The organism is Nereida ignava (genome assembly GCF_047114695.1).
Lineage (GTDB): Bacteria > Pseudomonadota > Alphaproteobacteria > Rhodobacterales > Rhodobacteraceae > Nereida > Nereida ignava.
Window position 1 is genome coordinate 2,193,926 of sequence record NZ_CP112885.1, and the last position, 25,698, is coordinate 2,219,623.

Consider the following 25,698-nt stretch of genomic DNA (forward strand, 5'->3'; position numbering starts at 1 on the left):
CAATTCAGGCATAGAAAGCGGGGCCGCACAGATCTACGCGGCCCCGTTTGAAGTTTAGTTGGTCCAGCTAAGACCGGTCAGGTCAACCGCAGCGGTTGGTTGATTTTCCCACATGCCCTGCAAACCTGCTTTTGCAATTGTGGGATAGGCCAATTCAAAAAGATAGCCGTTCACGTAGTCCTCCGAGATGATGGTCTGTGCCTGCGCCATCAACGCGGCGCGCTCACCGGGGTCTGTTGCTTTGTTCAGATCATCCATCAGCGCTTGGAACGCAGGGTTGTCGTACTGGAAGTAATAGTCGGGGTTGGCGTAAATTCCGATGTCCATCGGCTCGGTATGGCTCACGATTGATAGGCCAAAGTCTTTGCCGCGGAACACTTCTTCAAGCCACTGCGCCCATTCAAGGTTGCTGATTTGCGCATCAATACCCACCTCGCGCAATTGTGCCGCGATGATCTCACCGCCGCGCCGCGCGTATGAGGGGGGGGGCAGTTTGAGGGTTGTGGTAAAGCCATCGGCAAAACCTGCCTCGGCCAGCAGTTTTTTGGACAGCTCTGGATCGTATTGCGAGTTGCCAGTCAGATCGACGTAGTTAGGGTTGTGCGGAGCGAAGTGCGTGCCGATGGGCGTACCGAGCCCAAACATCGCCCCATCAATAATGGCTTGGCGGTCAATTGCGTGCGCAACTGCCTTGCGGACCAGCTTATTGTCAAAGGGCGGCATTTTGTTGTTGGTCGACAGAATTGTCTCGCCTTCGGTGTTGCCCTTAAGGACCTGAAAGCGTGGGTCTGCTTCAAATTGCGGGATGTTTTCGGGCGCAGGGAAACCTGCAAAAGCATCGACATCTTCTGCCATTACGGCGGCGAATGCGGCTGTTGGGTCAGAAATGAAACGGAAAGTTGCGTTCTGAATGGCGGGTGCGTCGCCCCAATAATCAGCGTTACGGGTCAACTCAAGGCGGTCACCCTGCACCCAGTCCACAAAGCGGTATGCCCCGGTGCCTACGGGTGCGGTTGCGTTTGTCTCGGCACTTTCGGGCGCCACGATTACCGCATCACCCCACGCCATGTTGAACAGGAAATTGCCTGTCGGCTGGCTCAGCGTGACTTTGACTGTAGCGGCATCAATCACGTCAACCGCAGCGATATTGGCAAACAGCCCTTTTTGGGCGTTAGTGCTGTCCTCGGCGCGGGCGCGGTCGAGGCTGAATTTCACGTCCTCTGCATCCATCGTCGTGCCGTCGTGAAATGTCACACCCGTTTGCAGGTTGAACGTATAGCTGAGCCCATCTGCTGAAATGTCCCATGATTTGGCAAGGCCGGGTACAACTGCCCCATCCGACATGAACCGTGTCAGCCCTTCAAAAACGTTGGAATACATGACGCTGTCAATGGCTTGAGCAGCGGCACCTGTGGGGTCGAGGTTCGGTGGCTCAAGCTGAATCGCGATGGTCACGTTGTCTTGCGCATTTGCCAAACTCGCCATCAGCGCGAATGCGCTAACGGTAATCAAGCCCTTGTTAAAGATGGTCATGTGTCTCTCCCCATGCTGGTTAATTTGCCCGTTGACGGGGCTTAGTCATCTTTTGGCAACAACAGCGCGGCCAAACTGCGCGCCATCACCTTAATACTATCGATCATATCATCAACGCCTACGTATTCGTCCGGCTTGTGCGCCAGATCCAGAATCCCGGGGCCGTATGCGACACAGTTTTTCAGTTTGCCGATCCGGTCGATGTGCTTTTGGTCGTATGTGCCGGGCGAGGCGACAAACTCGGCGGGTTTGCCCATCACATGCGCAATTTCAGCAGCCACGGTCGCGGCTACGGGCGCATCACGGTCTGTCATCGAGGGTAGGACATGGTTCAGCTCGCGTATAGCGTAGTCAAAATCGGGCCGGTCGCGGCGCAGTCCTTCTAGCAGTCCTTTCACTTCACCGCGCACCTGATCCAGCGGTTCCTCAACCAAAAAACGGCGGTCAATGACGATGCGGCAACTGTCGGGCACGCAGTGGCTGGGCAGAGCGGTGCTATCTTTTAGTGTCTCGGCTTGGCCGCCGTGAATGGAGTTGATGTTCATCGTCGATGACCGGGCACCTTCGGGCACCACGGGCATATCGGTGCGGCGTGCAGCCATGGCAGGGAACAGATCGCTTTCAAATTTGTCGAGCACAGCGCCCATGTGGCGCACGGCGCAATCGCCCAAGAACGGCATAGCGCCATGGGCAATCTCGCCAAATGTTTCGATTTCGGCCCACCAGCCGCCGCGATGCCCTAGGCATACGCGGTCTTTATTCAGCGGTTCTGGGATGATGACGTGCTGCACCCGCTCTGGGGTGAAGTACCCTTTTTCGGCCAGATACGCGACGCCGCCATAGCCGCCTGATTCCTCATCGGCAGTGCCAGAGATTTCAATCGCCCCGTGAAAATCCGGAAACACTTCGATGAAAGCTTCCGCTGCGATGATTGAAGCGGCTAGTCCGCCTTTCATGTCGCATGCACCCCGCCCATAGATTTTGCCGTCGATATGTGCACCGCCAAAGGGGTCTTGGGTCCATCCTTTGCCGACCTCGACGACGTCCGTGTGCGAGTTGAAATGAACGCAGTCGCCTGTGTGTTTTCCATCCCGTCGGGCAATTATGTTCCAGCGCGGATAGGCCTCACAATCGCCGGGGGTGCCGTGGGCGCGGATCAGCTCAACGTCAAACCCCGAGGCGCGTAGACGGGTTGCTAAAAACTCACAAATATTGCGGTAGTTTTCACCGGGTGGGTTTAGCGTGGGGATGCGGATAAGATCGCCTGTCAGTTGGATCAGATCGTCACGCTTGCCCTCGATAACTTGGGTAAGTTGGGATAGTGATTTGCTTTGCTGATCCATTCTTTAAGTATGACAGCAAAAAACACGGTATCAATACCGTATAAATACGGGTAGCTAAAAAACATGCATAGCGCTGACATTCAAATTGCTTTTGATGCCGCTCCCATCGGGCTGGTGCTGTCTGAGGGGCGTGTCATTCGTGCGTGCAATGAAGCCTTTGCCACACTTGTAGGGTATTCCAAAAATAGCTTGGTGGGCCAGTCTTTTCGTATGTTTTACGGCTCAGACGCCGAGTTTGAGGCGATCCGTGATATTGGTCTTGCCGCGTTGCAAACAAGCGGTACGTACAGCGATGAACGTCTCGTGCTCCACAAGGATGGTCACACGGTTTGGAGCCGTTTTCGTGCTCGCAGCCTGACGCCAGATGATCCGCTTGCGCGGCTGGTGCTGAGTTATGCTGCCATAAGTGAGCGTTCTGATTTGGTGCAACTCACCCCGCGTGAGCGGCAGGTTTTGGGTTTCATGGGGCAGGGGATGACCAGCAAGGAAATTGCAAAGACCCTAGAGCTATCGCCGCGCACAATCGAGGATATCCGTGCCCGAATGATCAAACGTCACGGGGTTAAACGTGCTTCTGAATTGGTCGCCCGCATGATGATGCGCGGTAAATAGGGCCGTAATTTTCGACCTTCTCAAAACACATTTTTGCTAACGTGAAATGAGCCGCTGCAGGGAAGGTTTTGCTTGCGCTTGGGCTGAAACATAACGCCCTATAGCGTCAAATTACGTATTCCCTAAATGCTGAAGGACCCGACAAAAATGGCGCGCGACTATTTGAAAAAAGCCGATAAAACTGCGGAAACTGGGGCGTCTGACGTACGCGATACGGTTCAGGAAATTCTGGCAAATATCGAGGCCGGTGGTGATGCGGCTGCTTTGGAATATGCGGCCAAATTTGACAATTATGATGGCCCTGTTTTGCTTAGCGAAGAAGATATTGCGGCAGCCTGCGCCAAGGTTTCTCAAAAGCTGAAAGATGACATTGCGTTTGCTTATGAGAACGTGCGCCGTTTCGCTGAAACACAAAAAAGCACAATGAAAGACGTCGAACTTGAGGTGCGCCCTGGCTTGATCGCGGGTCAAAAGGCCATTCCGGTCAACACTGCTGGCTGCTACGTACCGGGCGGGCGTTATAGCCACATCGCAAGTGCGATCATGACCGTGACAACCGCAAGCGTGGCTGGATGCAAAAACATTACTGTTTGTTCGCCGCCCCGCCCCAATGAAGGCATTGCACCTGCTATTATTTACGCGGCCCAACTGTGTGGTGCGACGCGCATTCTATCAATGGGTGGCGTGCAGGGTGTGGCAGCAATGACGTTTGGCCTTTTTGGTTTGCCAAAGGCTGACATTTTGGTTGGTCCCGGCAATCAGTTCGTGGCTGAAGCCAAACGCATTTTGTTTGGTCGCGTGGGCATCGATATGATTGCAGGCCCGACAGATAGTTTGATCTTGGCCGATGAAACTGCTGATCCGTTTATCGTGGCGACAGACTTGGTGTCACAGGCCGAACACGGGTATAACTCGCCGGTTTGGTTGGTCACAGACAGTCGCGAACTGGCGTATAAAGTGATGGATTTGGTGCCGGGTCTTATTGAGGATTTGCCAGAGCTTAACCGCGATAACGCCTTTGCGGCGTGGCGTGATTATGCCGAAGTGATCGTGTGTGATGATCGCGAAGAAATGGCGGCAACATCCGATGCTTACGCGCCTGAACACCTGACGGTACAGGCTGCTGACATTGATTGGTGGCTTGATCGGCTAACGTGCTATGGATCGCTCTTTTTGGGAGAGGAGACGACTGTTTCGTTCGGCGATAAAGCATCAGGAACCAATCACGTTTTGCCCACTTCTGGAGCCGCGAAATATACAGGTGGGCTGTCCGTTCATAAGTACATGAAGATCGTCACATGGCAGCGTTCAACCCGTGAGGGTGCCAAGGACGTTGCGATCGCGACAGCACGAATTTCACGGCTTGAGGGAATGGAAGGGCACGCGCGGTCTGCGGACGTACGCCTTCAGAAGTATTTCCCCGAGCAAAACTTTGACCTATCCGCGCAGGATTGAGCGCGCTAGCGTAGCACCAACGCTGGGCATTTAATTGTCCACAACATCTGGTGATCTGGGGGCAGGGGTGATGAAAGCATTGGTCTACGAAGGTGTTGAAACTGTCGCTATGCATCAGGTCCCCACCCCTGTTGCTACCGCTGGTGATGCCTTGATCAAAGTTGCGGCATGTGGGCTGTGTGGCTCGGATATGCATGCGTATCTGGGCCATGATGCGCGCCGCCCCGCACCGTTGATCCTTGGGCATGAAGTAGCGGGCACTGTTGTTGATGGTGACATGGATGGGCGGCGTGTGACGGTAAACCCGCTGGTCACATGTGGTGCGTGTGAGGCGTGCCACAGTGGGCGGACTAATCTATGCGCTGAACGTCAGATCATTTCCATGCCACCCCGCCAAGGTGGGTTTGCTGAGTGGTTGACGATGCCCGCGCAAAATCTGATTACAGTACCTGATCATGTAAGCCTTCCCGTGGCCTCGCTGGTAGAGCCGCTTGCGTGTGGTTGGCATGGTGTACGGCTCGCCGCCGAGGCGTTGGGCCGTAATCCTGAGACAGGTTGCAAGGGTCTTCGCGCGGCCGTGTTGGGCGGTGGTGCGATTGGCGTTGGTACTGCGCTGGCATTGCACGCTTGGGGTGTTCGCGACATTACCGTGGTTGAGCCGAATGCAATGCGCCGCAGCGTTTTGAAGAATCATTTATTCGACATGACGGTTGAGTCTTCTGCAAATGATGTGGGCGATGTGGATATTGTGCTTGATGCCGTTGGTTTCGCGGCAACGCGCGCCACGGCTTGCGCGATTGCGCGGCCCGGTGGCGTGATCATTCACATCGGGTTGGGCGAAGACACCGGCGGTCTTGATGTGCGGCGTCTGACGCTTCAAGAAATCCGCTTTATTGGGACTTACACCTATACCGCTGCGGATTTTGAGGCCACGGCCGAGGCACTTTTTGCGGGCCGTTTGGGTGATTGTTCATGGGTTGAGACACGGGGCTTGGCCGATGGTGCCGCGGCGTTTGCTGATTTGCGTGCGGGCAAAGTTGCTGCGCCTAAAATTGTGCTTATCCCATGATGGACCAAACTGTTCACAGTTATGAAGACGCCCGCAGGATGGCTCGCAAACGTCTGCCTTGGATGGTTTTTGACTATATTGATGGCGCTGCGGGCAATGGTGAGGGCGAGGCGTCTAACCGCCGTGCTATGGCAGATATCCACCTACAGTCACGTGTGCTGCGCGATGTCCGTCACCGTGATTTAAGCACCACTGTCTTTGATCAACGGGCCGAGGTTCCCTTCGGCATCGCTCCGATGGGCATGTGTAATTTATCCGCGCCTAAGGCTGATGTTTTTCTTGCCCGTCAAGCCGCCAAAAGTTGCGTTCCGATTGGTGTTTCTACTGTTGCTTCAACAGATATGGAGACAATGCTGACACTGTCAGAAGGGCACGCGTGGTTTCAGCTCTATTACAGCGGCGATGGCTCTGGGACTATGGCGCTGGTCGATCGAGCGAAGGCAGCGGGATATCAAACTTTGGTGCTGACCCTTGATGTGCCAGAGGTTGGCCGCCGTCCGCGCGAGTTGCGCCGCGGTTTCAAGATGCCGTTCAAAATTGGCGCATCGCAGTTCATTGATTTCGCGCTGCACCCACGGTGGTCAATCTCAACGTTAATCCATGGCCGTCCCGAAATGGCTAATTTTCAACGGGATGGGTTTACATTTGATCGCACCGAAAGCCGCGCGGGGGCTGATTGGGAAACACTTAAAAAAGTGCGCGACGCGTGGCCGGGTAGGCTGGTGGCCAAAGGTGTCGTCAGCGTTGAGGATGCCGTTGCTTTGAAGGCGGCGGGTGTCGATGCGGTCCAAGTTTCGTCACACGGGGGGCGTCAGCTGAACGGCGGTGTGCCGCCCATTTTGGCCCTTAAGGCCATTCGCGACGCTGTGGGGCCTGCGTACCCGCTCTTTTATGACAGCGGCGTGCGATCGGGCGAAGATGTGGCCAAAGCGTTGCAGCAGGGCGCTGATTTCGTTTTCTTTGGCCGTGCAATGCAATTTGCAATTGCCGCAAACGGAGAAGCAGGGTTGCAGCAGTTTTGGGCCGGTGTCAGTAGCGATTTATCCAGCGCAATGGCGCAGATGGGTCACTGTGACATTGCATCCCTCAAGGCCAGATAGCTTGCTTTTGGCGTACGCTCCAGCGTGTCAAAATCCACATGAACAAGTCCGAAGCGCTCTGCATATCCAAAGGCCCATTCGTAGTTATCCATCAAAGACCAAAACGTGTAACCGCCAAGAGGAACACCTTGTTCCATTGCTGATTTTGCGGCCAACACATGCCCGTTTAAGTAAGCAACACGGTCTTGGTCGTTAAGCGTGTGTTCGCCCGCCATGCCATTTTCGGTCACATAAAGCGGTAGGTCTTTGGTATAGGTATCCGCGATCCATTTCAGCAGTTTGGTCAGGTGGTCGGGGTGGATTTCCCAGTTCATGTGGGTTTTATCCGCGCCTGTGCTAACGGCTTCACAAGATGGCCACGGCCCGTCTGTTTCGCGAAATGCTTTGGCGGTGTAATAGTTGACGCCGACCCAATCGAGAGGTTGTTGAATGAGAGCCATATCGTCTTGCCAGCCTGCGGGCAGATGCGGCCCAAGACCTTCCAAAACTTCTTCGGGGTACGTCCCCTCAAAAATGCCCTGCAGGAAAAAGCGGTTGTAAATTGCCTCATACCGCGAGGCGGCACGGGCACTTTCAACGCTGTCGTCTGCGGGCATTGTACCTTCAAAGTTGAACACAATTCCTACGTCTTTGACGCCGTTTTGTCGCAGCACCTGCACGGATTTGCCATGTGCCTTCAGCACGTGGTGCATAGCGCGCGCGGTTGCCTTTATATCTTGCAAGCCCGGCGCGTGGTGCCCTTCAAAATGGGACAGCCAACTGACGCACCACGGCTCATTGATGGTGGCTGTCGAAAACAACCTGTCGCCCAAGCGCTTTGCGATGACGTCGGTGAACTCCGCGAACCAGTCCGCGACGTCAGCATTTTGCCAGCCGCCCAATGCGTCAAGGGCAGCAGGCATTTCCCAATGATAGAGGGTCGCCATGGGTTTGATGCCGCGCGCCAGCATGCCGTCGACCAAGCGCTCATAAAAGTCCAAGCCTTCTTGGTTTACCGTACCGCGCCCCTCGGGCATGACGCGCGCCCAACTGGTGGAAAAGCGATAGCTGTCAAAGCCCGCAGCTTTGATCAGATCAAGGTCTTCTTGCCAGCGATTGTAGTGGTCACATGCAATGGCTCCGTCGGTGCCATCGAGGATTTTGCCGGGCTTTGCGGCAAAGGTGTCCCAGTGGGTCGGGCCAGCGCCGCCGAAGCTGTGACCTTCAATTTGATAGGATGAGGTTGCAGTTCCGAAAATAAAATCTTGCGGAAAGTCAGAGCGTTTGAATTTCATCATCTTTTAAGCCTCGCGGCGGGGCATGCCCGCCAAATTAGGTCCCGTTGATCCGCCGACAACCAGTTCGGCTTCCCATAATTCTGTGACGACTGGCGCATCATCTGCGGCTTCAATCCGGTCGATTAAAAGCGTGCCACAGCGCCGTCCCGCATCGCGCACAGACGAACGGGTTGCGGTGAACAAGGGTGCGCCGCTGCCGTTTGGAAAGTATGACAGGGCGTCATCAAAACAAATAACGGAAAGGTCTCGTCCGATTTTGAGGCTCAGCTCATGTGCGGCCCGTTGTATTCCCAACGCGGGGATCAACGCCGATGCCACAATTGCTGTAGGCGGTGCGTCCAGCGTCATAAGCTGCCGTGTGGTTTCAAAGCCGTAAGGTTCTGACATCTCATTGCTGTGCATAAGCGACGGATCAATTTCCAGTCCGCGCTGCTCGTGGGCGAGGGTGAAACCTTCGCGTCGGCGGATCGCAAAATCCATATTTTCGTCACCGTTCAAAAGCGCAACGCGTGTATGCCCCAAATCTAGCAGCAAATCCGTCGCACGCTTAAAGGCACTGCGGTTGTTCACATCAAGCCAGCTGTAGGGCTGTTCGCAATCGCTTGAGCGGCCATGCACGATAAACGGTACATTGAGATCATTTAGCAACTGAATGCGCTGATCATCCCGTGAGGGGCCGTGCAGCATAAAGCCATCAACTGCGCCATTACTGGCCAGCCTTTCGTAGGTTGCAAATTCGTCTGCGTCCTCGACTGTTACCATGCGCAGGTCATAGCCTCGCTCCGAGTAAGCCTCACCTGCACCTGCGATAAAATCTGCGAAAATCGCGTTGACCAATTCGTGCCGCGCGGTGCGGGGAATAACGTGCCCGATAGACATAGCGCGGCCTGTTGCAAGCGCTTTTGCGCGCGAGTTGGGCAGGTAGTTATGCTCTTTGGCTGCGGCAATAACGCGTGCGCGGGTGGATGCTTTCACATCCGAATACCCGTTCAATGCGCGGCTTACAGTTGTTTGTGACAGGCCCAGAAGGTCCGACAGTTGTTTGAGGTTCATGGGCTACTATTTTCCAAAAGCGCTTTGGTAAACAATAGGCAATTTCTTTCCGTGACGTCAAAGCCAATAATTGGGCTTAGCTGAAAAGGATATGTTTACTTGACATATTTTTACACTTAAGTGACCCTCGACAAATCCAAAGCGCTTTGGAAAAAGATTCGACAGCGCGATGGTTGGGCGTCTGGATGGGCGCTCAATTGGGAGAAGGGTGACCGCGAAGAGCCGCGAGCGCCAACACGTATTACATTTGGTGGGCCGCTACGGTCTGCCGCTCAGGGAGAGAAAAATGAAAACAGCACTTTATACATCAGCTGCTTTGCTTGCGTTGAGCACGGGAGCGTTTGCTGCCGGTCACTCCGCATTCAAAGTGGGCGAGGGTGATTTCTCGTGGGACAGCTACACCGCATGGGCTGCGCAAACAGACCTTGCTGGCGAAAGCGTCACAATTACGGGTCCATGGACGGGCGCGGAAAAAGAAAAAGTTGAGAAAGTCCTGGAGTTCTTCTCATCTGCTACGGGCGCTGAAGTCAGCTACTCTGGTTCTGACAGCTTTGAGCAAGACATCGTGGTTTCCGCAAAAGCCGGTTCAGCGCCAAACTTGGCAGTATTCCCACAGCCCGGTCTGGCGGCTGATTTGGCGGCGCAAGGTCTGTTGTCACCACTGCCAGCTGGTTCGGGTGACTGGATCAAAAAAAACTACGCAGCGGGTCAGTCGTGGGTTGATCTGGGCACATACGCAGATGCGAATGGCAACGATGAGCTGTTTGGCATGTTCTACCGTGTCGATCTGAAATCACTGGTTTGGTACTCACCGGATGCGTTTGATGAGGCGGGCTACGACATTCCACAATCAATGGAAGAGTTGAAAACACTTACAGATCAAATCGTAGCGGATGGCGGCACGCCTTGGTGTATTGGTCTGGGATCCGGTGCGGCTACTGGCTGGCCTGCGACAGACTGGGTTGAAGATATGATGCTTCGCACCACCTCGCCCGCAGATTACGACGCGTGGGTCGCAAACGAGATGAAGTTCGACGATCCAAAAGTCATCGCTGCTATGGATGAGTTCGGCTACTTCGCACGTAACGACGCCTACGTAGACGGCGGCGCCTCAGCGGTTGCCAACACAGACTTCCGCGACAGCCCCAAAGGCCTCTTCTCGATCCCGCCAAAGTGCTACATGCACCGTCAGGCATCATTCATTCCAGCGTTCTTCCCCGAAGGCACTGAAATGGGCGCAGATGCAGACTTCTTCTACTTCCCTGCGTACGCCGACAAAGACCTCGGCAAGCCAGTTCTGGGCGCGGGTACGCTCTTTGCGATTACAAACCCATCCGCTGGCGCAAACGCTTTGGTTGAGTTCCTTCAGTTGCCAGTCGCACACGAGTTGTGGATGGCACAGGGTGGTTTCTTGACGCCACACGCCGGTGTGAACACCGCCACATATCAAGACGATACGCTACGTGCGCAGGGTGACATCTTGTTGGGCGCGACCACATTCCGCTTCGATGCATCAGACCTGATGCCGGGCGAAATTGGTGCGGGTGCGTTCTGGACAGGTATGGTTGACTACACAACAGGCGCATCAGCCGCCGACGTTGCAAAAGGCATCCAGGATCGTTGGGACGCGATCCAGTAATACTACCGAGTGTGCTTGCCTATTTTTGAGCACAACTAAGAAGACTGGCGTCGGACTTACCTTGTCGTAGGGTCGACGCCAGTTCCCACTTTCTCCGCCACACATTTTCTTGGGATCCTCGCTATGACACCTGCGCTTCAAGGATTGCTTACAATTGCCATCGGCGTTGGTGGATGTGTTGGCTACTTCTTTTTATCGAACCTGCTTTTGGACCGTGTGATTTTTCCAGCCAAAGGTGCTGCGGCGGGGCGTAATATCACCCGCGCAAATCTGGTCCGCCCGTGGCTTTTCTTGATGCCAGCGTTGCTCGCCATGGGTCTTTACCTTGTCTATCCGGTCATCGGATCGTTCTATCGCTCAATGTTTAATCGGTTGGGTGATGAGTTCATCGGTTTTGGCAATTACCAAGTTATGTTTGCAGACAGCACGTTTCAGACGGCGTTGTTCAACAACTTCCTTTGGGTGTTGTTCGTGCCTGCTTCGGCCACATTCTTGGGGTTGTTGGTGGCGCAGCTGACGGATCGGCTGTCATGGGGCAATATCGCAAAATCGCTGATCTTCATGCCCATGGCGATTTCGTTCGTGGGAGCCTCGCTGATCTGGAAATTTGTCTATGCCAACAATCCCGACATTGGCCTGATCAATGCCATCCGTTTTGCATTCGGCGCGACCGAGGCGATGGATGTTTTGCAGCTCAACTTTTGGAACAACTTCTTTTTGATGATCATCTTGGTCTGGATCCAGACGGGTTTTGCGATGGTTATTTTGTCGGCGGCTTTGCGCGGCATTCCTGAGGAAACTATTGAGGCCGCCATTTTGGACGGGGCCAACCCGTTTCAGATTTTCTTCAAGATCAAGATTCCCCAAATCATGGGCACCATCGTCGTCGTCTGGACAACGATCACGATCCTTGTGCTTAAGGTTTTTGACATCGTTTACACTATGACAGGCGGTAACTTTGGCACAGAGATTTTGCCCAGTTACATGATGTCTTACATGTTCCGCGATGATGGTCGCGCTACGGCTGTGGCCTTTGTCATCATGCTGATCGTGTTGCCCGTGATGATCTGGAACATCCGCCAAGCACGGAAGGAAATGCAATGACCAGTATTGCCGGTTCACGTTCTGCCCTTGCTTGGGCGGTTAATATTTCTGTTGTTGCATTGGTTGTACTCTGGCTGATCCCGACGATTGGCCTGTTGGTATCGTCGTTCCGCGACCGCGATCAGATTAGTGTTTCTGCGTGGTGGAATGCGCCTTTTCCCGTTGAGCAAAATTATGCGGTAAAAGCTGACCTTGGCACAGCTACGCAAACCGACGCGGGCTTTGTTCTAAGCGGCAATGTTTTCGGCGAAGGGACGGGTACTGTCACACAATTTGGTGGGCGGCGTGCTGCACCAACCGCGTTTGATGTGGGCACTGTTGGGGATCTTCCCCGCGACCGCAAATTGCAGGTCAACGCTGATGGCTCGTTCGAATTCATATTCCCCGAGTTGCCGCGCCGTGATCCGTCGATCTATTTTGCAGCTGCGTCGCCGCCGTCTTTCTCGCTTGTGAATTATGACATGATCCTGAATTCGAATGGCATGGCGCAGGCGTTTATCAACACGCTGACCGTGACCATTCCCGCGACAATAATTCCAATCTTGATCGCAGCTTTTGCGGCGTATGCTTTGGCATGGATGGATTTTGCGGGCCGCGGATTTTTGATTGCGGTAATCGTCGGGCTGTTGGTTGTACCGCTGCAACTGGCGCTTGTGCCGCTGTTGCAACTACATAATCAAGTTGGCATCGGCCAAAGCTTTTTGGGCATATGGATGGCCCATACGGGCTTTGGGTTGCCGCTCGCGATTTATTTGCTGCGCAACTACATGGTTGGGTTGCCGCGCGACATTATTGAAAGCGCCAAAGTTGACGGCGCGACTGATTTCCAAGTGTTCACCAAGATTGTGCTGCCCCTGTCGTTTCCGGCGTTGGCCAGCTTTGCCATTTTCCAATTTCTGTGGACATGGAACGATCTGTTGGTGGCAAAAGTATTCTTGCCGTCCAATTCTGAATCTTGGGTAATGACAGTCAAAATCGCCGATGACCTTTTGGGTTCGCGCGGGGGTGATTGGGGTATTTTGGCGGCTGCGGCATTTGTATCTATCGCCGTACCGCTTTTGGTTTTCTTCACAATGCAACGCTATCTGGTGCGCGGTCTGTTGGCCGGCTCCGTAAAATAATCGAGACAGACGACTATGACTTTGAACGCTGACAAAGATTGGTGGCGCGGTGCCGCTATCTATCAAATTTATCCTCGCAGCTACCAAGACAGCAATGGCGATGGCATTGGTGATCTGAACGGGATCACATCGCGCTTGCCCTATATTGCAAGCCTCGGCGTTGACGCGATTTGGATTTCGCCGTTCTTTACATCGCCGATGAAGGATTTCGGCTATGACGTCTCAAACTACTGTGACGTGGATCCGATGTTTGGTACATTGGCTGATTTCGACAAGATGATGGAAACCGCCCACAGCTTGAACCTGCGGGTGATGATTGATCTGGTGTTGTCTCACACATCCGATCAGCACCCTTGGTTTGCACAATCTCGCGCGGACAAAACAAACGACAAATCCGATTGGTACGTCTGGGCAGACCCCAAGCCTGATGGCACGCCGCCCAATAACTGGCTCTCAATCTTTGGTGGGCCGGCATGGCAGTGGGATACGCGCCGTGAGCAATATTATTTGCACAACTTCTTAACCAGCCAGCCGGATTTGAACTTCCATAATGAGGACGTCTGTGACGCGCTTTTGGATGTGACCCGTTTCTGGCTTGAGCGCGGTGTTGATGGCTTCCGCCTTGATACGATCAACTTCTACTATGCGGACAAAGAGCTGCGCGATAACCCTGCGCTGCCCGTAGCGGAACGCAACGCGACCATTGCGCCGTCCGTGAACCCATACAACCATCAGTTCCATAAATATTCTAAGAACCAGCCTGAAAACCTCGCGTTTTTGGCCCGGTATCGGGCGCTTTTGGATGAATATCCCGGCAGCACAACAGTGGGCGAAGTAGGGGACGCACAGCGTGGCTTGGAACTGCTGGGCGAGTATACCGCCGGCGATAGCCGTGCGCATATGTGCTACGCGTTCGAGTTTTTGTGCCCTACAACTTTGACTGCCGACCGCGTCGTTGAAACCCTGTCCAAAGTCGATGAAGTTGCACCGGATGGATGGGCGTGTTGGGCGTTTTCCAACCATGACGTGAAACGCCATGCCACCCGTTGGGACCTTAGTGATGCGGCTTATCGGTGCTACGCGTCGATGCTGATGTCCCTGCGTGGGTCTATCTGCCTTTATCAAGGTGAGGAACTGGGCCTGCCCGAAGGCGATGTGGCGTTTGAGGATCTGCAAGATCCCTACGGCATCGAATTTTGGCCCGAGTTTAAGGGCCGTGATGGATGCCGCACCCCGATGGTTTGGGAACGTTCAAACGCTTCTGGCGGGTTTAGCAGCGGCGCGCCTTGGTTGCCTGTTATGTCAGACCATTTGGCGCGCAACGTTGAGACCCAAGAGGCGGATGCCGACGCGCCTTTGCACCATTACCGCCATATGTTGAATTTCCGCCGTGCGAACCCTGCTTTGGTCAGCGGTGATCACGCAGAGCTGAAGGCCAAAGGCAATGTGCTTAGCTTTACCCGCACGCTCAACAAAGAAACCATTTTCTGCGCGTTCAATCTGTCTTCTGATGGCGCGAGCGTTGCGGCCCCGTCCGGCAATTGGCAGCCTGTTGACAGTGCGCTGAGCACAGGCACGATGGATAATGGCACGGTCGGTCTTGGGCCTTGGCAGATATTTTTTGCAACGTTGGATAAGTTAAGGTGAATAAATGGCGGATTTAAAACTCACAGACGTTGCCAAGACCTACGGCAATGCGGTCAATGTGCTGAACGATATCAACCTTGATATCGAAACGGGCGAGCTCATTGTTTTTGTTGGTCCGTCTGGCTGTGGCAAATCCACGCTGCTGCGTATGATTGCGGGGTTGGAAACAATCTCGGGCGGTGAGCTGTTGATCGACGGGGAGCGCATGAATGATGTGCCCCCCGCACAGCGTGGCATCGCCATGGTATTTCAGTCTTACGCGCTTTATCCGCACATGACTGTTCGCGACAATATGGCGTTTGCTCTGAAGTTGGCCAAGAAAACGCCTAAGGAAATCGACGATGCAGTGAACCACGCGGCCCGTGTGTTGCAGCTTGAAGATTACCTTGACCGGTTGCCAAAAGCCCTTTCAGGTGGGCAACGCCAGCGGGTGGCGATTGGTCGTTCGATCGTGCGCGACCCCAAGGTATACCTGTTCGATGAGCCGCTTTCTAATCTTGATGCCAGCCTTCGTGTGGCGACCCGTATTGAGATCGCGCAGCTTAAAGAAAGCATGCCGAATTCAACGATGATCTATGTGACTCATGACCAAGTTGAGGCGATGACCCTTGCTAGCCGAATTGTGGTACTGGCCAATAAAGGCATTGCGCAAGTTGGTACGCCGCTTGAGCTTTATGAGCGTCCCGAAAACGAGTTTGTGGCGCAATTCATCGGCTCGCCCGCAATGAACCTTTTGCCCGGCAAAATCACTAAGACCGGAAGCCAAACAGAAGTGTCGTTAGACGGCGGCGGTACGGTCCTGAGTGACGTGCCAACGACCGATGCGCAGGCGGGTTTGGGTGTAAACGTTGGTGTCCGGCCCGAGGATATGGTCCCTACCGAAAGTGACGCATATGTTTTTGAAGGACGGGTTAATATTGTGGAGGCCCTGGGCGAAGTGACCCAGCTTTACTTTGAGCCAGTCTCCAAGGACGCCTCGCCGGTCATTGCCAAATTGGCAGGCATTCATCAAGGGCTGCGCGGCCAGTCTTTGCGCCTTGCAGCGCCTGCTGCAAAGACACATTTGTTCGCTCAGGGTCGTTCTCTTTTATATCCGGCGTAGTGCACGGATATTTTGTGTAGGGTACGGGGCGTGTGTCGGCGATAACTCGCCACAGATTACTGGCCAAACGCTTATGACCTGTTAGGGATAGAAGGGTGTGCAGCATCTTTGTTGCGCGCCCTTTTTGCATTTTATTGGATGTCGCAAATTGATGGCTGTTTGGGTGTGATTATGAAGCGTTCTTTTTTGGTTGCCGCTGCTGCATCTGTTTTTTGTGCGCCCGCGATCTGGGCTTTTGATCTTTCGGTCAGCGTCGAAGGTGACGATGATGATCTGACCAAATCAGTGCGCGCGGCAACGCTGTTGCGCGATCTGCGCAATCGTGATGCAAACAGTGCCCAAGATATTTTAGGGGCAGCGCGGGCTGATTACGCACGTGTTGTGTCCGCCCTTTATGAAAACGGGTTTTACGGGGCAGAGGTGTCGATCAAACTTGATGATGCTGAGGCCGCAGGCATTCCTGCCGCTGTTGCGCCGCCCAAGATTTCTGAAGTGCAAATTACGGTAAACCCTGGGCCAAGTTTTGTGTTGGGCCAGGCTGATATATCTCCAATTGCGCCCAAAACTGATGCTTTGATTGGTTTCGAGACCGGCGCACTTGCCGCCCTTTCAAGCATCCGAACTGCCACGGAGCAAACCATCGAAGGTTGGCGCGCAAGGGGGCATGCCAAAGCTGATGTGGCGCGCCAATCAATTACCGCGCAGCACAATGAGGCCGTTCTTGATGTGGCTATTGTTGTCGACAAAGGCCCTTACCTCACGTTCGGGGACCTATCACTTTCGGGTGCATCCGCTGTGCGTGCGGAACGGATCAGGGCAATCGCGGGTCTTCCAACTGGTGCGGGTTTTGACCCGATTGAGGTGGAGTTGGTGACGACACGTCTGCGCCGCGCAGGTGCTTTTGACACCATCGCACTTGTTGAGGCGGATAACGCAAATGACGACGACAGCCTTGATTTTGCCCTGCAAGTAAACGACCGCGCCCCGCGCCGGTTTGGTTTTGGTGCCGAACTGTCCAGCCAAGCGGGGGCCGAACTAAGCACTTTTTGGTTGCACCGTAATCTTTTTGGCGGTGCAGAACGTCTGCGCCTTGGTGCGCGCGTGTCAGGCATTGGCGATACAGGCAGCGGCGAGGACTATGCACTAAGCGCGGAGTATAACCGCCCCGCCACTTTCAACGAAGACACGGATTTTTTTGCAAATGGCGCACTCGAAGCGCTTGATACAGCGACGGTAAATGTTGACCGTTTTGCTCTTGAGGCCGGCATTCGCCGTTACGCGACGCCAAAGCGAACTTATACTTTTGGATTGGGACTTGAGCGCGCGAGCACAATTGATGCGCGCGGCTCCGAGACCTATACACTTCTTACTGTGCCCTTGTCCGTGACTTTCGATTACCGCGATGAAAAACTTGATCCCCGTGACGGATATTTTGCAGATGTTGGGCTGACGCCTTATCTTGGTTTGGACGATACCACCGATGGGGCGCGGTTCTCATTCGATGGGCGGGCCTACAAAACAGTTGGGTCCGAGCGGCCTGTGACTTTTGCGTTGCGTGCCCAAATTGGCGCGTTGATCGGACCCTCCATCGGGGAGGCGCCGGCTGATTTTCTCTACACTTCGGGCGGGGGCGGAACTGTGCGCGGCCAAGATTTTCAATCATTGGGCGTACCCGTCGGCGGTGGCTCAACGGCGGAAACGGGTGGCAAATCTTTCTTAGGTCTGTCGGCCGAAGCGCGTTTTCGGGCCACGGATACATTGGGCGTTGTTGGGTTCATCGACACGGGCACCATCAGCGAAGAAAGCACGCCCAGATCAAAGGGTGAAAGCCACAGTGGCGCGGGTATTGGTCTGCGCTATGACACGGGTATCGGGCCTATTCGCGTGGATTTTGCAGTCCCAATTGACCGACCGCGCCCAACGTCTGATTTCCAAATCTACATCGGTATTGGACAGTCGTTTTGATGGGCTTGGGTTTGAGGAAGTGGGGCCTAAGCGGCTGGCTATTCGCATCTTTTCTGGCAATTTTGGTCGCATTTAGCGCGCCGCTACATGCCCAGACGTCTGATGGGGATCGCGGATATCTGGCTGGATTATTGGAAAGCAGTTTGGGCGGCGAGGGCCGCGAGGTCACGATCCGCGGTTTCAAAGGGGCGCTATCAAGCGAGGCTACCATTGATGAAATCGAGATCGCGGATTTTGATGGCACTTGGCTGCGGATTTCAAACGCAACGCTAATATGGAGCCGCGCTGCGCTTTTGTCAGGCCGCATTGATGTGGATACATTGGCCGCTGAAAAGATCGAGCTATTCCGCTTGCCCAACGCCGAAGAAAGCGGATTACCAGCTGCAGAGGCCACGCCGTTCCGCTTGCCCGAACTACCCGTTTCCATTGAAATCGGCAGCCTTACAGCCCCTGACATCACTCTGGGTGAGAGCGTTTTGGGTGCACCTGCGCGTCTTTCTTTGTCGGCCCGTGTTTCGTTAATCGACGGTGCAATCGATGTGATATTCAACGCCGATCGTACAGATGGGCAGCGCGGCTCGTTCGAGGGGGCCGTTACATATGCCAACGAAAATGCTGTTTTAGGTATAGATTTGCAGTTGGCTGAGGGGGAAGGCGGCTTGGCGGCCAAGGCATTGAACCTGCCCGAAAGCCCATCGATTGATCTTACAATTCAAGGTGCAGGCCCACTGGATGCGTTCGGCGCAAGTTTAGCCTTGGCCACAAACGACACTGAGCGTCTTCGGGGCAGTATTACCTTAAATGCGGTTGGACAGACGCAAATCACTGAAAGTCTTGAGGTGGCGGGCAGCGCATCTGATTTGGCCTTTGTGGCGGATGTTGCAGGTGATGTCGCGCCCCTATTTCTGCCGGAATATCAGACGTTTTTTGGTGATAGGGTTTCTCTTAAAGTCCGCGGAACGCGGCGTGCGAGTGGCGCGGTTGAACTTGATACTCTGAACGCGAAAACCTCGACCCTTGATCTAGGTGGATCGTTGCGCCTGAACACGGCTTTGTGGCCAGAATTTATTGACCTAAATGGTGTCATTGAAACATCATCTGGTGCTCCAATCTTGCTGCCAATTGGAGGTGTTCCCACAACTGTTGGTAGGGTGTCTTTGGATGTTGATTACGACAGTGCCAAAGCGGACACATGGCGAGCGCGTATTGGTGTTGGACGTTTTGTGCGCGATACAGTTTCTGCGCGGCGGTTGGGCATCGAAGGTGGTGGCACACTTGTTCCGGCAGGTGCATCGATTGGCAGCATCGCTGGTATCTTTGCTCTCGAAGCGCTGGATTTAGACGTTGGTGATGCTGGCCTTAACGACGCTTTGGGCGAGACAGTCCGGGCATCCTTTTTCACCGAATATACCCAAGGGCTACCTTTCGAGTTAAGCAATTTGACCGTGGACGGTGATGAGTACGGACTGCGTGGAACTGCGCGTGTCAGCGGCCTTGATAATGCGTTTGAAACCGCTTTTGACGTAAGTGCACGCGCAGATAATTTGGCGCGGTTCAGCGCCGTCTCTGGCATGCCCCTTTCAGGTGCTGCGGCATTTTCAATAACTGGGAATGCAGACGCAGGTGGGCGGTTTTCTGTTTTAGCACAAGGCACTGGCCAGTCTTTGCGTATCGGTGAGCCGATGGCAGATGCTTTGTTGCGTGGGACCAGCGAGATCAGTGCAAACTTGAGCCGTGATGAGGCAGGAACCCAACTCGAGAAGTTTTCCCTTAGCAACCCGCAACTCTCGGCCGAGGCCACAGCATCGCTTTCAAGCACAGTCTCCTCGGCTAATTTTGACGCCACGCTTGCGGACCTTGGCCTGATCATTCCGAACGTCTCTGGCCCACTTACCGTGACTGGCTCGGCAGACAGTGCTGGTAGCGATTGGGAGGTCACCACCGCGCTTTTGGGACCTGCTGGAGCCCGCGCAAATACTCAAGGATCGGTCAGTCGAAACGGTATTGCTGATCTGGTAATCGACGGGACAATTCCGCTGCAATTGGCCAATCCATTTATTGAACCGCGCACTGTTCAAGGGCGCGCCGACGTGGATGCGCGGCTGCAAGGACCATTGGGGCTTGCTGCTTTGAGCGGTGTGATCGATCTGAATGATCTGCGTGTCTCTGCACCAAGCGTTGGTATCGCGCTGACACAAGGCGTGGGGCAAATTCGGGTCTCTCAAAGTACGGCACAAGTTGAGCTGCGCGCGCAGGCCTCTACGGGTGGTGCGGCGCAGGTTGATGGCGATATTACACTTTCAAAGGGGCTGGGGGCGCAGCTGGATATTCGCCTTGAGAATGTTGGTGTTCTGGACCCAGATCTTTACCGCACACAGGTTTCTGGTGTTCTTGATGTGTCAGGACTGTTGGCGGCGGGCCCGCGTATTTCGGGCCAATTGATGTTGGGGAAAACCGACGTCACGATTCCCTCTACTGGTCTTACGTCTTTCGGGATTGTCCCTGAGATTGTTCACCGCGGTGCTTCTGCGGGTGCGGTGGCCACCCAGCGTCGCGCAGGACTTAGCCGCGCGGATGCGCCTTCCCAAAGTAACTCACCATTGCAACTGGACATCAGCATTGATGCACCGCAACAAATTTTTGTTCGGGGGCGCGGCCTGGACGCGGAACTTGGCGGGCAATTGCGCATTCAAGGCTCGCCTGATGCGCTGGTCTCTGTGGGTCGGTTTGATTTGTTGCGCGGACGTCTTGATTTGCTAACAAAGCGGTTCGTGCTTGATGAGGGATCGGTGCAGCTTATCGGCGATTTTGATCCGTTCATTCGATTTGTCGCCTCAACAGAAACCGGAGCGGGCACAGCAAGCGTGATCTTATCAGGCCGTGCAAGTGATCCTGAAGTGACCTTTGAGGCGACCCCCGCAGCAGCCCCTGACGAGGTGCTTGCACAGATATTTTTTGAAAAAGGCGTGGATCAGCTGTCCGCATTCCAAGCGCTGCAGCTTGCCACGGCTGTGCGCCGTTTGCAGGGACGCGGCGGCGAAGGAGTGGTCGCCAAACTACGGCGTGGCCTTGAGTTAGATGACCTTGATGTGTCCACTGATGAAGATGGTAGCGTCGCGGTCCGCGCGGGAAAATATGTTTCCCAGAACGTCTATACCGAGGTGGAAGTGGGTGATGAATCCGCAGTTTCCCTCAACATTGATCTGACGCGTAATCTGGTTGGTCGGGGCAGTGTGAGTAGTGACGGCAAGAGCAGCATTGGCCTGTTCTTTGAAAAAGATTACTAGGCTGACCATCCCAGATGTGGGCCGCAGTTACACATTTTTGTCATTCCTTCGTGCCAAGAGTTGCATCTTTAACGGGTTAGGGGCACTGAAATGCCAGTCTTTTGAAAAGGGTGCCCATGCTTGATGCGCGTATACGTCCGCTGATTAACCCTGCGCTGAACGCGGTGGGGCGTACGCTTGCTGCGCGTGGGGTTACGGCCAACACGGTGACGTTGGTGGGGCTTGGGATTGGGGCCTTAGCTGCTACTGCAATCACTTTTGGGGCTTTCTGGACAGGTCTTATCTTGCTGTTAGCGTCGCGTATCGCGGATGGTTTGGACGGCGCGGTTGCGCGGGCGAGTGCCAAAACCGACTTCGGTGGGTATCTCGATATTGCCTGCGATTTTCTCTTTTACGGCCTCATTCCAATGGCCTTTGTTTGGCACGATCCGTTGGCGAATGGTCCTGCGGGTGCATGGTTGCTGACGAGTTTTTATTTCAATGGCGCCAGTTTTCTTGGCTATGCGATGTTGGCAGACCGCCACGGCAAGAGCACGTCGGCGCAGGGTCAAAAGTCATTTTATTATTCTAATGGCATTCTTGAGGGGACCGAGACGATTGTGTTTTTCGTTCTTCTTTGTCTGCTTCCAACTTATTTTACGATTGGCGCGTGGCTATTCGGCGGGCTGTGTTTTCTGACAGCAAGCTTGCGTCTTAGAGCTGCGTCACTGATATTCCTGTCACATACAAAGGACTGATTAATGAATATACTCCGCACCGCTGCGCTGGCATTTTGCGCGTTGAGCACCACAGCCACTGCTCAAACTGACCCCGAAAACTGGGATGCTGTGACTGGCGCGGCCAATGGCCAAACGGTTTATTGGAATGCATGGGGCGGCTCTACGCAGACCAATGATTTTATTGCATGGGTCGGGGAGCGCGTATCCGAAGACTACGGCGTTACACTTGAGCACGTAAAACTGTCCGACACTGCGGATGCGGTTTCGCGCGTTCTTGCCGAGAAATCAGCGGGCCAGAATGAGGACGGCGCGATTGATATGATTTGGATCAACGGTGCCAATTTTGCTGCGATGAAAGATGCAGATTTGTTGTTCGGCCCCTTTGCGGAAAGCCTGCCGAACTGGGCACTTGTCGATGCGCAAGGCAAATCTGTCCAGTCTGACTTTACGGTTCCTACCGACGGTATGGAGAGCCCATGGGCAATGGCGCAGGTGGTTTTCATCCATGATACCGCTGACTTAGCTGCGCCTCTTGGTTCAATGGAGGCTATTCTGGAATGGTCGTCTGCGAACCCTGGCCGCTTTACTTTCCCGCAACCACCGGACTTTTTGGGCACGACATTTCTCAAACAAGCGCTGATTGATTTGCTGGACGACACAACTGTGCTGAGCGCGCCAGTTGGCGATAATTATGATGAGGTTACTGCACCGCTGTGGGACTTTATGGACGCGCTCACGCCGACTTTGTGGCGCCAAGGCAAAGCGTACCCCCAAACCGGACCGCGCCAATTACAATTGATCGCTGACAACGAAGTCGATCTAGCGATTTCGTTTTCGCCCGGTGAAGCCTCTGCGGCGATTGCAAACTTTCAACTACCAGACACTGCGCGTACGTTCGTGTTGGACAAAGGCACGTTGGGCAATGCATCTTTTGTAGCCATTCCCTACAACTCAGGCAGCTCCGAGGGCGCAATGGTAGTTGCGAACTTCTTGATGTCCGCCGAAGCACAGACCCGCGCACAAAACCCTGATATCTTGGGCTATGGCACGGTATTGAATATGGATGCGCTTAGCACGGATGAGCGCGCTGCATTTGACGCGCTTGACCTTGGCGTGGCCACTTTGTCGCCAGCGGAACTGGGCACAGCCCTGCCGGAACCACACCCAAGCTGGGCTACACGCTTGGCTGATGATTGGGCCGCGCGTTACGGTGTTGCGCAATAAGTATGGGGTGGATGACCTCTCCTGAAACGCCCCCTTGCGGGGCGTTTTTTACACCAAGCTACGCGGGCAGCATGTTCTAAATATGCGTCGCGGGATCAGCATAAGATGGCTGCCGTTGCTGACGGTGCTGGCGATGCTTGGTCCCGTCGTGGCCGGATTGCTGGGCACCATAGCGCCCGCGTTTGGGTATTTGCCCGCGGCCAATATGACAGAATGGACAGTGGCTCCATTTGTGGATTTGTTTCGCTGGGGCGGCTTTCCACATGCAGTGGTGCTCAGTGTGACAACGGGATTTTTGGCAACGTCTCTGTCGCTTTTGATCACAGTTTTGATCATTGCGGGGTGGCACGGCACGCGGGCGTTTAACCTTATCCGGCGTTTGCTGTCCCCGTTACTTTCGGTCCCACACGCGGCCGCGGCGTTTGGTATTGCGTTTCTGATCACCCCATCGGGATGGGTGGCACGTGCATTCTCGCCATGGCTGACAGGTTGGGAGCGTCCGCCAGATGTGCTCATCGTTCAGGACCACTGGGGCCTTGCGATGGTGGTTGGCCTCGTTGCCAAAGAGGTGCCATTTTTGCTGCTGATGAGCTTGGCAGCCTTGGGACAAGTCAATGCAAAATCAAGCGCCACAATCGCCGCCGCCTTGGGGTATGGGCGTGTAACCGGCTGGCTTAAAACAGTTTTCCCACGGGTCTACGCCCAGATCAGGTTACCGGTTTATGTTGTTCTGGCTTATTCTATGTCAACTGTTGACGTGGCCATCGTGCTGGGTCCGAACACGCCGCCGACTTTATCTGTTCAAATCGTCAAATGGATGTCTGATCCGGATTTGGCGATGCGACTTGAAGCGGCCGCAGCAGCGCTGGTTCAGCTTCTACTTGTTATTGGCAGCCTGATCTTGTGGCGCGGCGGCGAGATTTTGGTTGGCATATTGGGTGCCAAGTGGGTGATGCGCGGAACGCGAAGTTTCGGTGATAATGCTTTGCGGATCGTTGGCCTTGGGGCAGGCGTACTGGTTTGCACAGGCGTTCTTTTGGGGCTCGTCTCATTAGGGGTATGGAGCGTTGCAGGGCTTTGGTCATACCCAGACGTACTGCCTGACAGCCTAAGTGCGCGTTCATGGTCACGGCACTGGGGCAACATTTTTGATACCGGTATAACCACTTTGCTGATCGCAGTTTGTGCAACGTTCATAGCGGTTTTGTTGACGCTGGGATGTTTAGAGGCTGAATACCGCTTTGACTTCACCATGTCAGAGCGAGGTGTGTTTTTGCTCTATCTACCTCTCATGGTGCCGCAAACCGCGTTCCTGCCGGGCCTTCAGACACTGATGCTGTCCACTGGGTTGAAGAGCGGATTTGTTCCTGTGGTTCTGGCGCATTTGGTCTTTGTGCTGCCTTATGTTTTTCTGTCTTTGTCGGATCCGTTTCGGGCTTGGGATGTGCGGTTCGGCACGATTACCGCCGCCTTGGGGCGTTCTGCAAACGGAGTCCTTTGGCGGGTGCGCTTGCCCATGTTACTGGCGCCTGTCTTGACTGCTGTAGCCGTTGGGTTTGCCGCTTCCGTCGGTCAGTACCTGCCCACACTTTTGGTCGGGGGCGGGCGACTGTCGACCTTAACAACCGAAGCCGTCGCCCTTGCCGCGGGGGGCGACCGCCGCGCGATTGGGGTTTATGGCTTGGCCCAAACTGTTGCTGCGATCCTGCCGTTTGCAGCAGCACTTTTGCTTCCTCAGATCATTTGGCGTAACCGTCGGGGGCTGTCTGATGCCTAATTTCTACGCCCGCAAAGGACACATTAAATGAGCCACGAACTGCACCTTGATAATATCCGTATTTCCAAAGATGGGCGTGAATTAATCTCGATTGACCAAACAGTTGCTGCGGGTGAAGTGCTATCTGTTATGGGGCCGTCAGGTGCGGGCAAGTCGACTTTGCTTAACTATATTATTGGTACTTTGCCGTCTGATTTTACGGCAACAGGGGCGGTGCTGCTGAATGGTGCAAATCTATGCGCCTTGCCCTCTAATCAGCGGCAAGTCGGCATTCTGTTTCAAGATGATCTGCTCTTTCCACACATGAGTGTTGGGCAAAACCTAGCCTTTGGGCTAAGCGCAGATGTTCGGAGGGCCGATAGGCTCGCGCGCATTGATCAGGCTCTTACAGAGATTGGCTTAGAGGGGTTTGCGAACCGTGATCCAGAAACCCTGTCCGGTGGGCAAAAAGCACGGGTTGCGTTGATGCGGATGCTATTGTCGGAACCGCGTGTTTTATTGCTGGACGAAGCATTTTCACGGCTGGACACGGAACGCCGTGACCAGATCCGGACACTTGTGTTTGATACCGCGCGGGCGCGTCAGCTGCCCGTCATTATGGTCACCCACGATCAAGCAGATGCTGACGCAGCAGGTGGCCCTGTGTTCTATCTAACTGACTGATCTTACGC

General features: G+C 54.5%; 19 protein-coding genes. 15 read left to right on the plus strand and 4 right to left on the minus strand.

Features of this window, described 5'->3' with window-relative positions; all coding sequences use genetic code 11:
- Positions 1-54: 54 nt before the first annotated feature.
- A complete protein-coding gene (locus tag OLX08_RS10850) occupies positions 55-1,533 on the minus strand; it encodes an ABC transporter substrate-binding protein (protein ID WP_391481387.1) in 1,479 nt (492 codons plus the stop codon).
- A gap of 41 nt (positions 1,534-1,574) precedes the next feature.
- On the minus strand, positions 1,575-2,876 hold the full coding sequence (locus tag OLX08_RS10855) for an acetylornithine deacetylase/succinyl-diaminopimelate desuccinylase family protein (RefSeq protein ID WP_391481389.1): 1,302 nt from the start codon (positions 2,874-2,876) through the stop codon (positions 1,575-1,577).
- 63 nt (positions 2,877-2,939) lie between these two features.
- Between OLX08_RS10855 and OLX08_RS10860 the strand changes: the two genes are divergently transcribed.
- The 4 genes from OLX08_RS10860 to OLX08_RS10875 all read left to right on the plus strand — a co-directional run bounded on the left by OLX08_RS10860 (position 2,940) and on the right by OLX08_RS10875 (position 7,112).
- Positions 2,940-3,488, plus strand: coding sequence for a LuxR C-terminal-related transcriptional regulator (locus OLX08_RS10860; RefSeq protein WP_391481391.1), 549 nt, complete (start codon positions 2,940-2,942; stop codon positions 3,486-3,488).
- Positions 3,489-3,635: 147 nt separating this feature from the next.
- A complete protein-coding gene (gene hisD, locus OLX08_RS10865) occupies positions 3,636-4,943 on the plus strand; it encodes a histidinol dehydrogenase (RefSeq protein ID WP_391481392.1) in 1,308 nt (435 codons plus the stop codon).
- Between the two features lie 70 nt (positions 4,944-5,013).
- Complete coding sequence (locus tag OLX08_RS10870) at positions 5,014-6,012, plus strand: alcohol dehydrogenase catalytic domain-containing protein (protein WP_391483248.1); 999 nt, start codon at positions 5,014-5,016, stop codon at positions 6,010-6,012.
- The gene (locus OLX08_RS10875; protein WP_391481394.1) at positions 6,009-7,112 is read left to right on the plus strand and encodes an alpha-hydroxy acid oxidase; all 1,104 of its coding nucleotides are present in this window, start codon (positions 6,009-6,011) and stop codon (positions 7,110-7,112) included. The genes OLX08_RS10870 and OLX08_RS10875 overlap by 4 nt, the downstream gene beginning before the upstream one ends.
- On the opposite strand, the gene OLX08_RS10880 is transcribed toward OLX08_RS10875, so the two are convergent.
- Together OLX08_RS10880 and OLX08_RS10885 are read right to left on the minus strand one after the other, a co-directional pair.
- Positions 7,079-8,386, minus strand: coding sequence for a GH1 family beta-glucosidase (locus OLX08_RS10880; protein ID WP_391483249.1), 1,308 nt, complete (start codon positions 8,384-8,386; stop codon positions 7,079-7,081). The two genes, OLX08_RS10875 and OLX08_RS10880, sit on opposite strands and share 34 nt — an antisense overlap.
- Positions 8,387-8,392: 6 nt before the next feature.
- Complete coding sequence (locus tag OLX08_RS10885) at positions 8,393-9,442, minus strand: substrate-binding domain-containing protein (RefSeq protein ID WP_391481396.1); 1,050 nt, start codon at positions 9,440-9,442, stop codon at positions 8,393-8,395.
- A gap of 286 nt (positions 9,443-9,728) precedes the next feature.
- Here OLX08_RS10885 and OLX08_RS10890 point away from each other — a divergent pair, with 286 nt between their 5' ends.
- The 11 genes from OLX08_RS10890 (at position 9,729) to OLX08_RS10940 (ending at position 25,690) form a co-directional block, all read left to right on the plus strand.
- Complete coding sequence (locus tag OLX08_RS10890) at positions 9,729-11,081, plus strand: ABC transporter substrate-binding protein (protein WP_391481398.1); 1,353 nt, start codon at positions 9,729-9,731, stop codon at positions 11,079-11,081.
- A 123-nt stretch (positions 11,082-11,204) separates the two neighbouring features.
- Positions 11,205-12,185 carry a carbohydrate ABC transporter permease gene (locus tag OLX08_RS10895; protein WP_334066538.1) on the plus strand — a complete coding sequence of 327 codons (981 nt, stop codon included), beginning with the start codon at positions 11,205-11,207 and terminating at the stop codon, positions 12,183-12,185.
- On the plus strand, positions 12,182-13,306 hold the full coding sequence (locus OLX08_RS10900; protein WP_334066539.1) for a carbohydrate ABC transporter permease: 1,125 nt from the start codon (positions 12,182-12,184) through the stop codon (positions 13,304-13,306). The genes OLX08_RS10895 and OLX08_RS10900 overlap by 4 nt, the downstream gene beginning before the upstream one ends.
- Positions 13,307-13,321: 15 nt before the next feature.
- Complete coding sequence (locus OLX08_RS10905; protein ID WP_391481400.1) at positions 13,322-14,953, plus strand: alpha-glucosidase; 1,632 nt, start codon at positions 13,322-13,324, stop codon at positions 14,951-14,953.
- Between the two features lie 4 nt (positions 14,954-14,957).
- On the plus strand, positions 14,958-16,055 hold the full coding sequence (locus tag OLX08_RS10910) for an ABC transporter ATP-binding protein (RefSeq protein WP_391481401.1): 1,098 nt from the start codon (positions 14,958-14,960) through the stop codon (positions 16,053-16,055).
- 171 nt (positions 16,056-16,226) lie between these two features.
- On the plus strand, positions 16,227-18,020 hold the full coding sequence (locus OLX08_RS10915; RefSeq protein WP_391481403.1) for an autotransporter assembly complex protein TamA: 1,794 nt from the start codon (positions 16,227-16,229) through the stop codon (positions 18,018-18,020).
- The gene (locus tag OLX08_RS10920) at positions 18,020-21,307 is read left to right on the plus strand and encodes a translocation/assembly module TamB domain-containing protein (protein WP_391481404.1); all 3,288 of its coding nucleotides are present in this window, start codon (positions 18,020-18,022) and stop codon (positions 21,305-21,307) included. The genes OLX08_RS10915 and OLX08_RS10920 overlap by 1 nt, the downstream gene beginning before the upstream one ends.
- A 116-nt stretch (positions 21,308-21,423) precedes the next feature.
- A complete protein-coding gene (locus tag OLX08_RS10925; RefSeq protein ID WP_391481406.1) occupies positions 21,424-22,044 on the plus strand; it encodes a CDP-alcohol phosphatidyltransferase family protein in 621 nt (206 codons plus the stop codon).
- Positions 22,045-22,047: 3 nt separating this feature from the next.
- Positions 22,048-23,250 (plus strand): ABC transporter substrate-binding protein, encoded by a 1,203-nt coding sequence (locus OLX08_RS10930; RefSeq protein WP_391481408.1) that lies wholly within the window; start codon positions 22,048-22,050, stop codon positions 23,248-23,250.
- Between the two features lie 82 nt (positions 23,251-23,332).
- Positions 23,333-25,027 carry an ABC transporter permease gene (locus tag OLX08_RS10935; protein WP_391481409.1) on the plus strand — a complete coding sequence of 565 codons (1,695 nt, stop codon included), beginning with the start codon at positions 23,333-23,335 and terminating at the stop codon, positions 25,025-25,027.
- Positions 25,028-25,054: 27 nt separating this feature from the next.
- On the plus strand, positions 25,055-25,690 hold the full coding sequence (locus tag OLX08_RS10940; protein ID WP_391481411.1) for an ATP-binding cassette domain-containing protein: 636 nt from the start codon (positions 25,055-25,057) through the stop codon (positions 25,688-25,690).
- Positions 25,691-25,698: the final 8 nt, after the last annotated feature.

Coding starts and splice junctions, on each gene's coding strand:
- OLX08_RS10850 (WP_391481387.1), bottom strand. CDS start 1,533: ATGACCATCTTTAACAAGGGCTTGATTACCGTTAGCGCATTCGCGCTG.
- OLX08_RS10855 (WP_391481389.1), bottom strand. CDS start 2,876: ATGGATCAGCAAAGCAAATCACTATCCCAACTTACCCAAGTTATCGAG.
- OLX08_RS10860 (WP_391481391.1), top strand. CDS start 2,940: ATGCATAGCGCTGACATTCAAATTGCTTTTGATGCCGCTCCCATCGGG.
- hisD (WP_391481392.1), top strand. CDS start 3,636: ATGGCGCGCGACTATTTGAAAAAAGCCGATAAAACTGCGGAAACTGGG.
- OLX08_RS10870 (WP_391483248.1), top strand. CDS start 5,014: ATGAAAGCATTGGTCTACGAAGGTGTTGAAACTGTCGCTATGCATCAG.
- OLX08_RS10875 (WP_391481394.1), top strand. CDS start 6,009: ATGATGGACCAAACTGTTCACAGTTATGAAGACGCCCGCAGGATGGCT.
- OLX08_RS10880 (WP_391483249.1), bottom strand. CDS start 8,386: ATGAAATTCAAACGCTCTGACTTTCCGCAAGATTTTATTTTCGGAACT.
- OLX08_RS10885 (WP_391481396.1), bottom strand. CDS start 9,442: ATGAACCTCAAACAACTGTCGGACCTTCTGGGCCTGTCACAAACAACT.
- OLX08_RS10890 (WP_391481398.1), top strand. CDS start 9,729: ATGAAAACAGCACTTTATACATCAGCTGCTTTGCTTGCGTTGAGCACG.
- OLX08_RS10895 (WP_334066538.1), top strand. CDS start 11,205: ATGACACCTGCGCTTCAAGGATTGCTTACAATTGCCATCGGCGTTGGT.
- OLX08_RS10900 (WP_334066539.1), top strand. CDS start 12,182: ATGACCAGTATTGCCGGTTCACGTTCTGCCCTTGCTTGGGCGGTTAAT.
- OLX08_RS10905 (WP_391481400.1), top strand. CDS start 13,322: ATGACTTTGAACGCTGACAAAGATTGGTGGCGCGGTGCCGCTATCTAT.
- OLX08_RS10910 (WP_391481401.1), top strand. CDS start 14,958: ATGGCGGATTTAAAACTCACAGACGTTGCCAAGACCTACGGCAATGCG.
- OLX08_RS10915 (WP_391481403.1), top strand. CDS start 16,227: ATGAAGCGTTCTTTTTTGGTTGCCGCTGCTGCATCTGTTTTTTGTGCG.
- OLX08_RS10920 (WP_391481404.1), top strand. CDS start 18,020: ATGGGCTTGGGTTTGAGGAAGTGGGGCCTAAGCGGCTGGCTATTCGCA.
- OLX08_RS10925 (WP_391481406.1), top strand. CDS start 21,424: ATGCTTGATGCGCGTATACGTCCGCTGATTAACCCTGCGCTGAACGCG.
- OLX08_RS10930 (WP_391481408.1), top strand. CDS start 22,048: ATGAATATACTCCGCACCGCTGCGCTGGCATTTTGCGCGTTGAGCACC.
- OLX08_RS10935 (WP_391481409.1), top strand. CDS start 23,333: ATGCGTCGCGGGATCAGCATAAGATGGCTGCCGTTGCTGACGGTGCTG.
- OLX08_RS10940 (WP_391481411.1), top strand. CDS start 25,055: ATGAGCCACGAACTGCACCTTGATAATATCCGTATTTCCAAAGATGGG.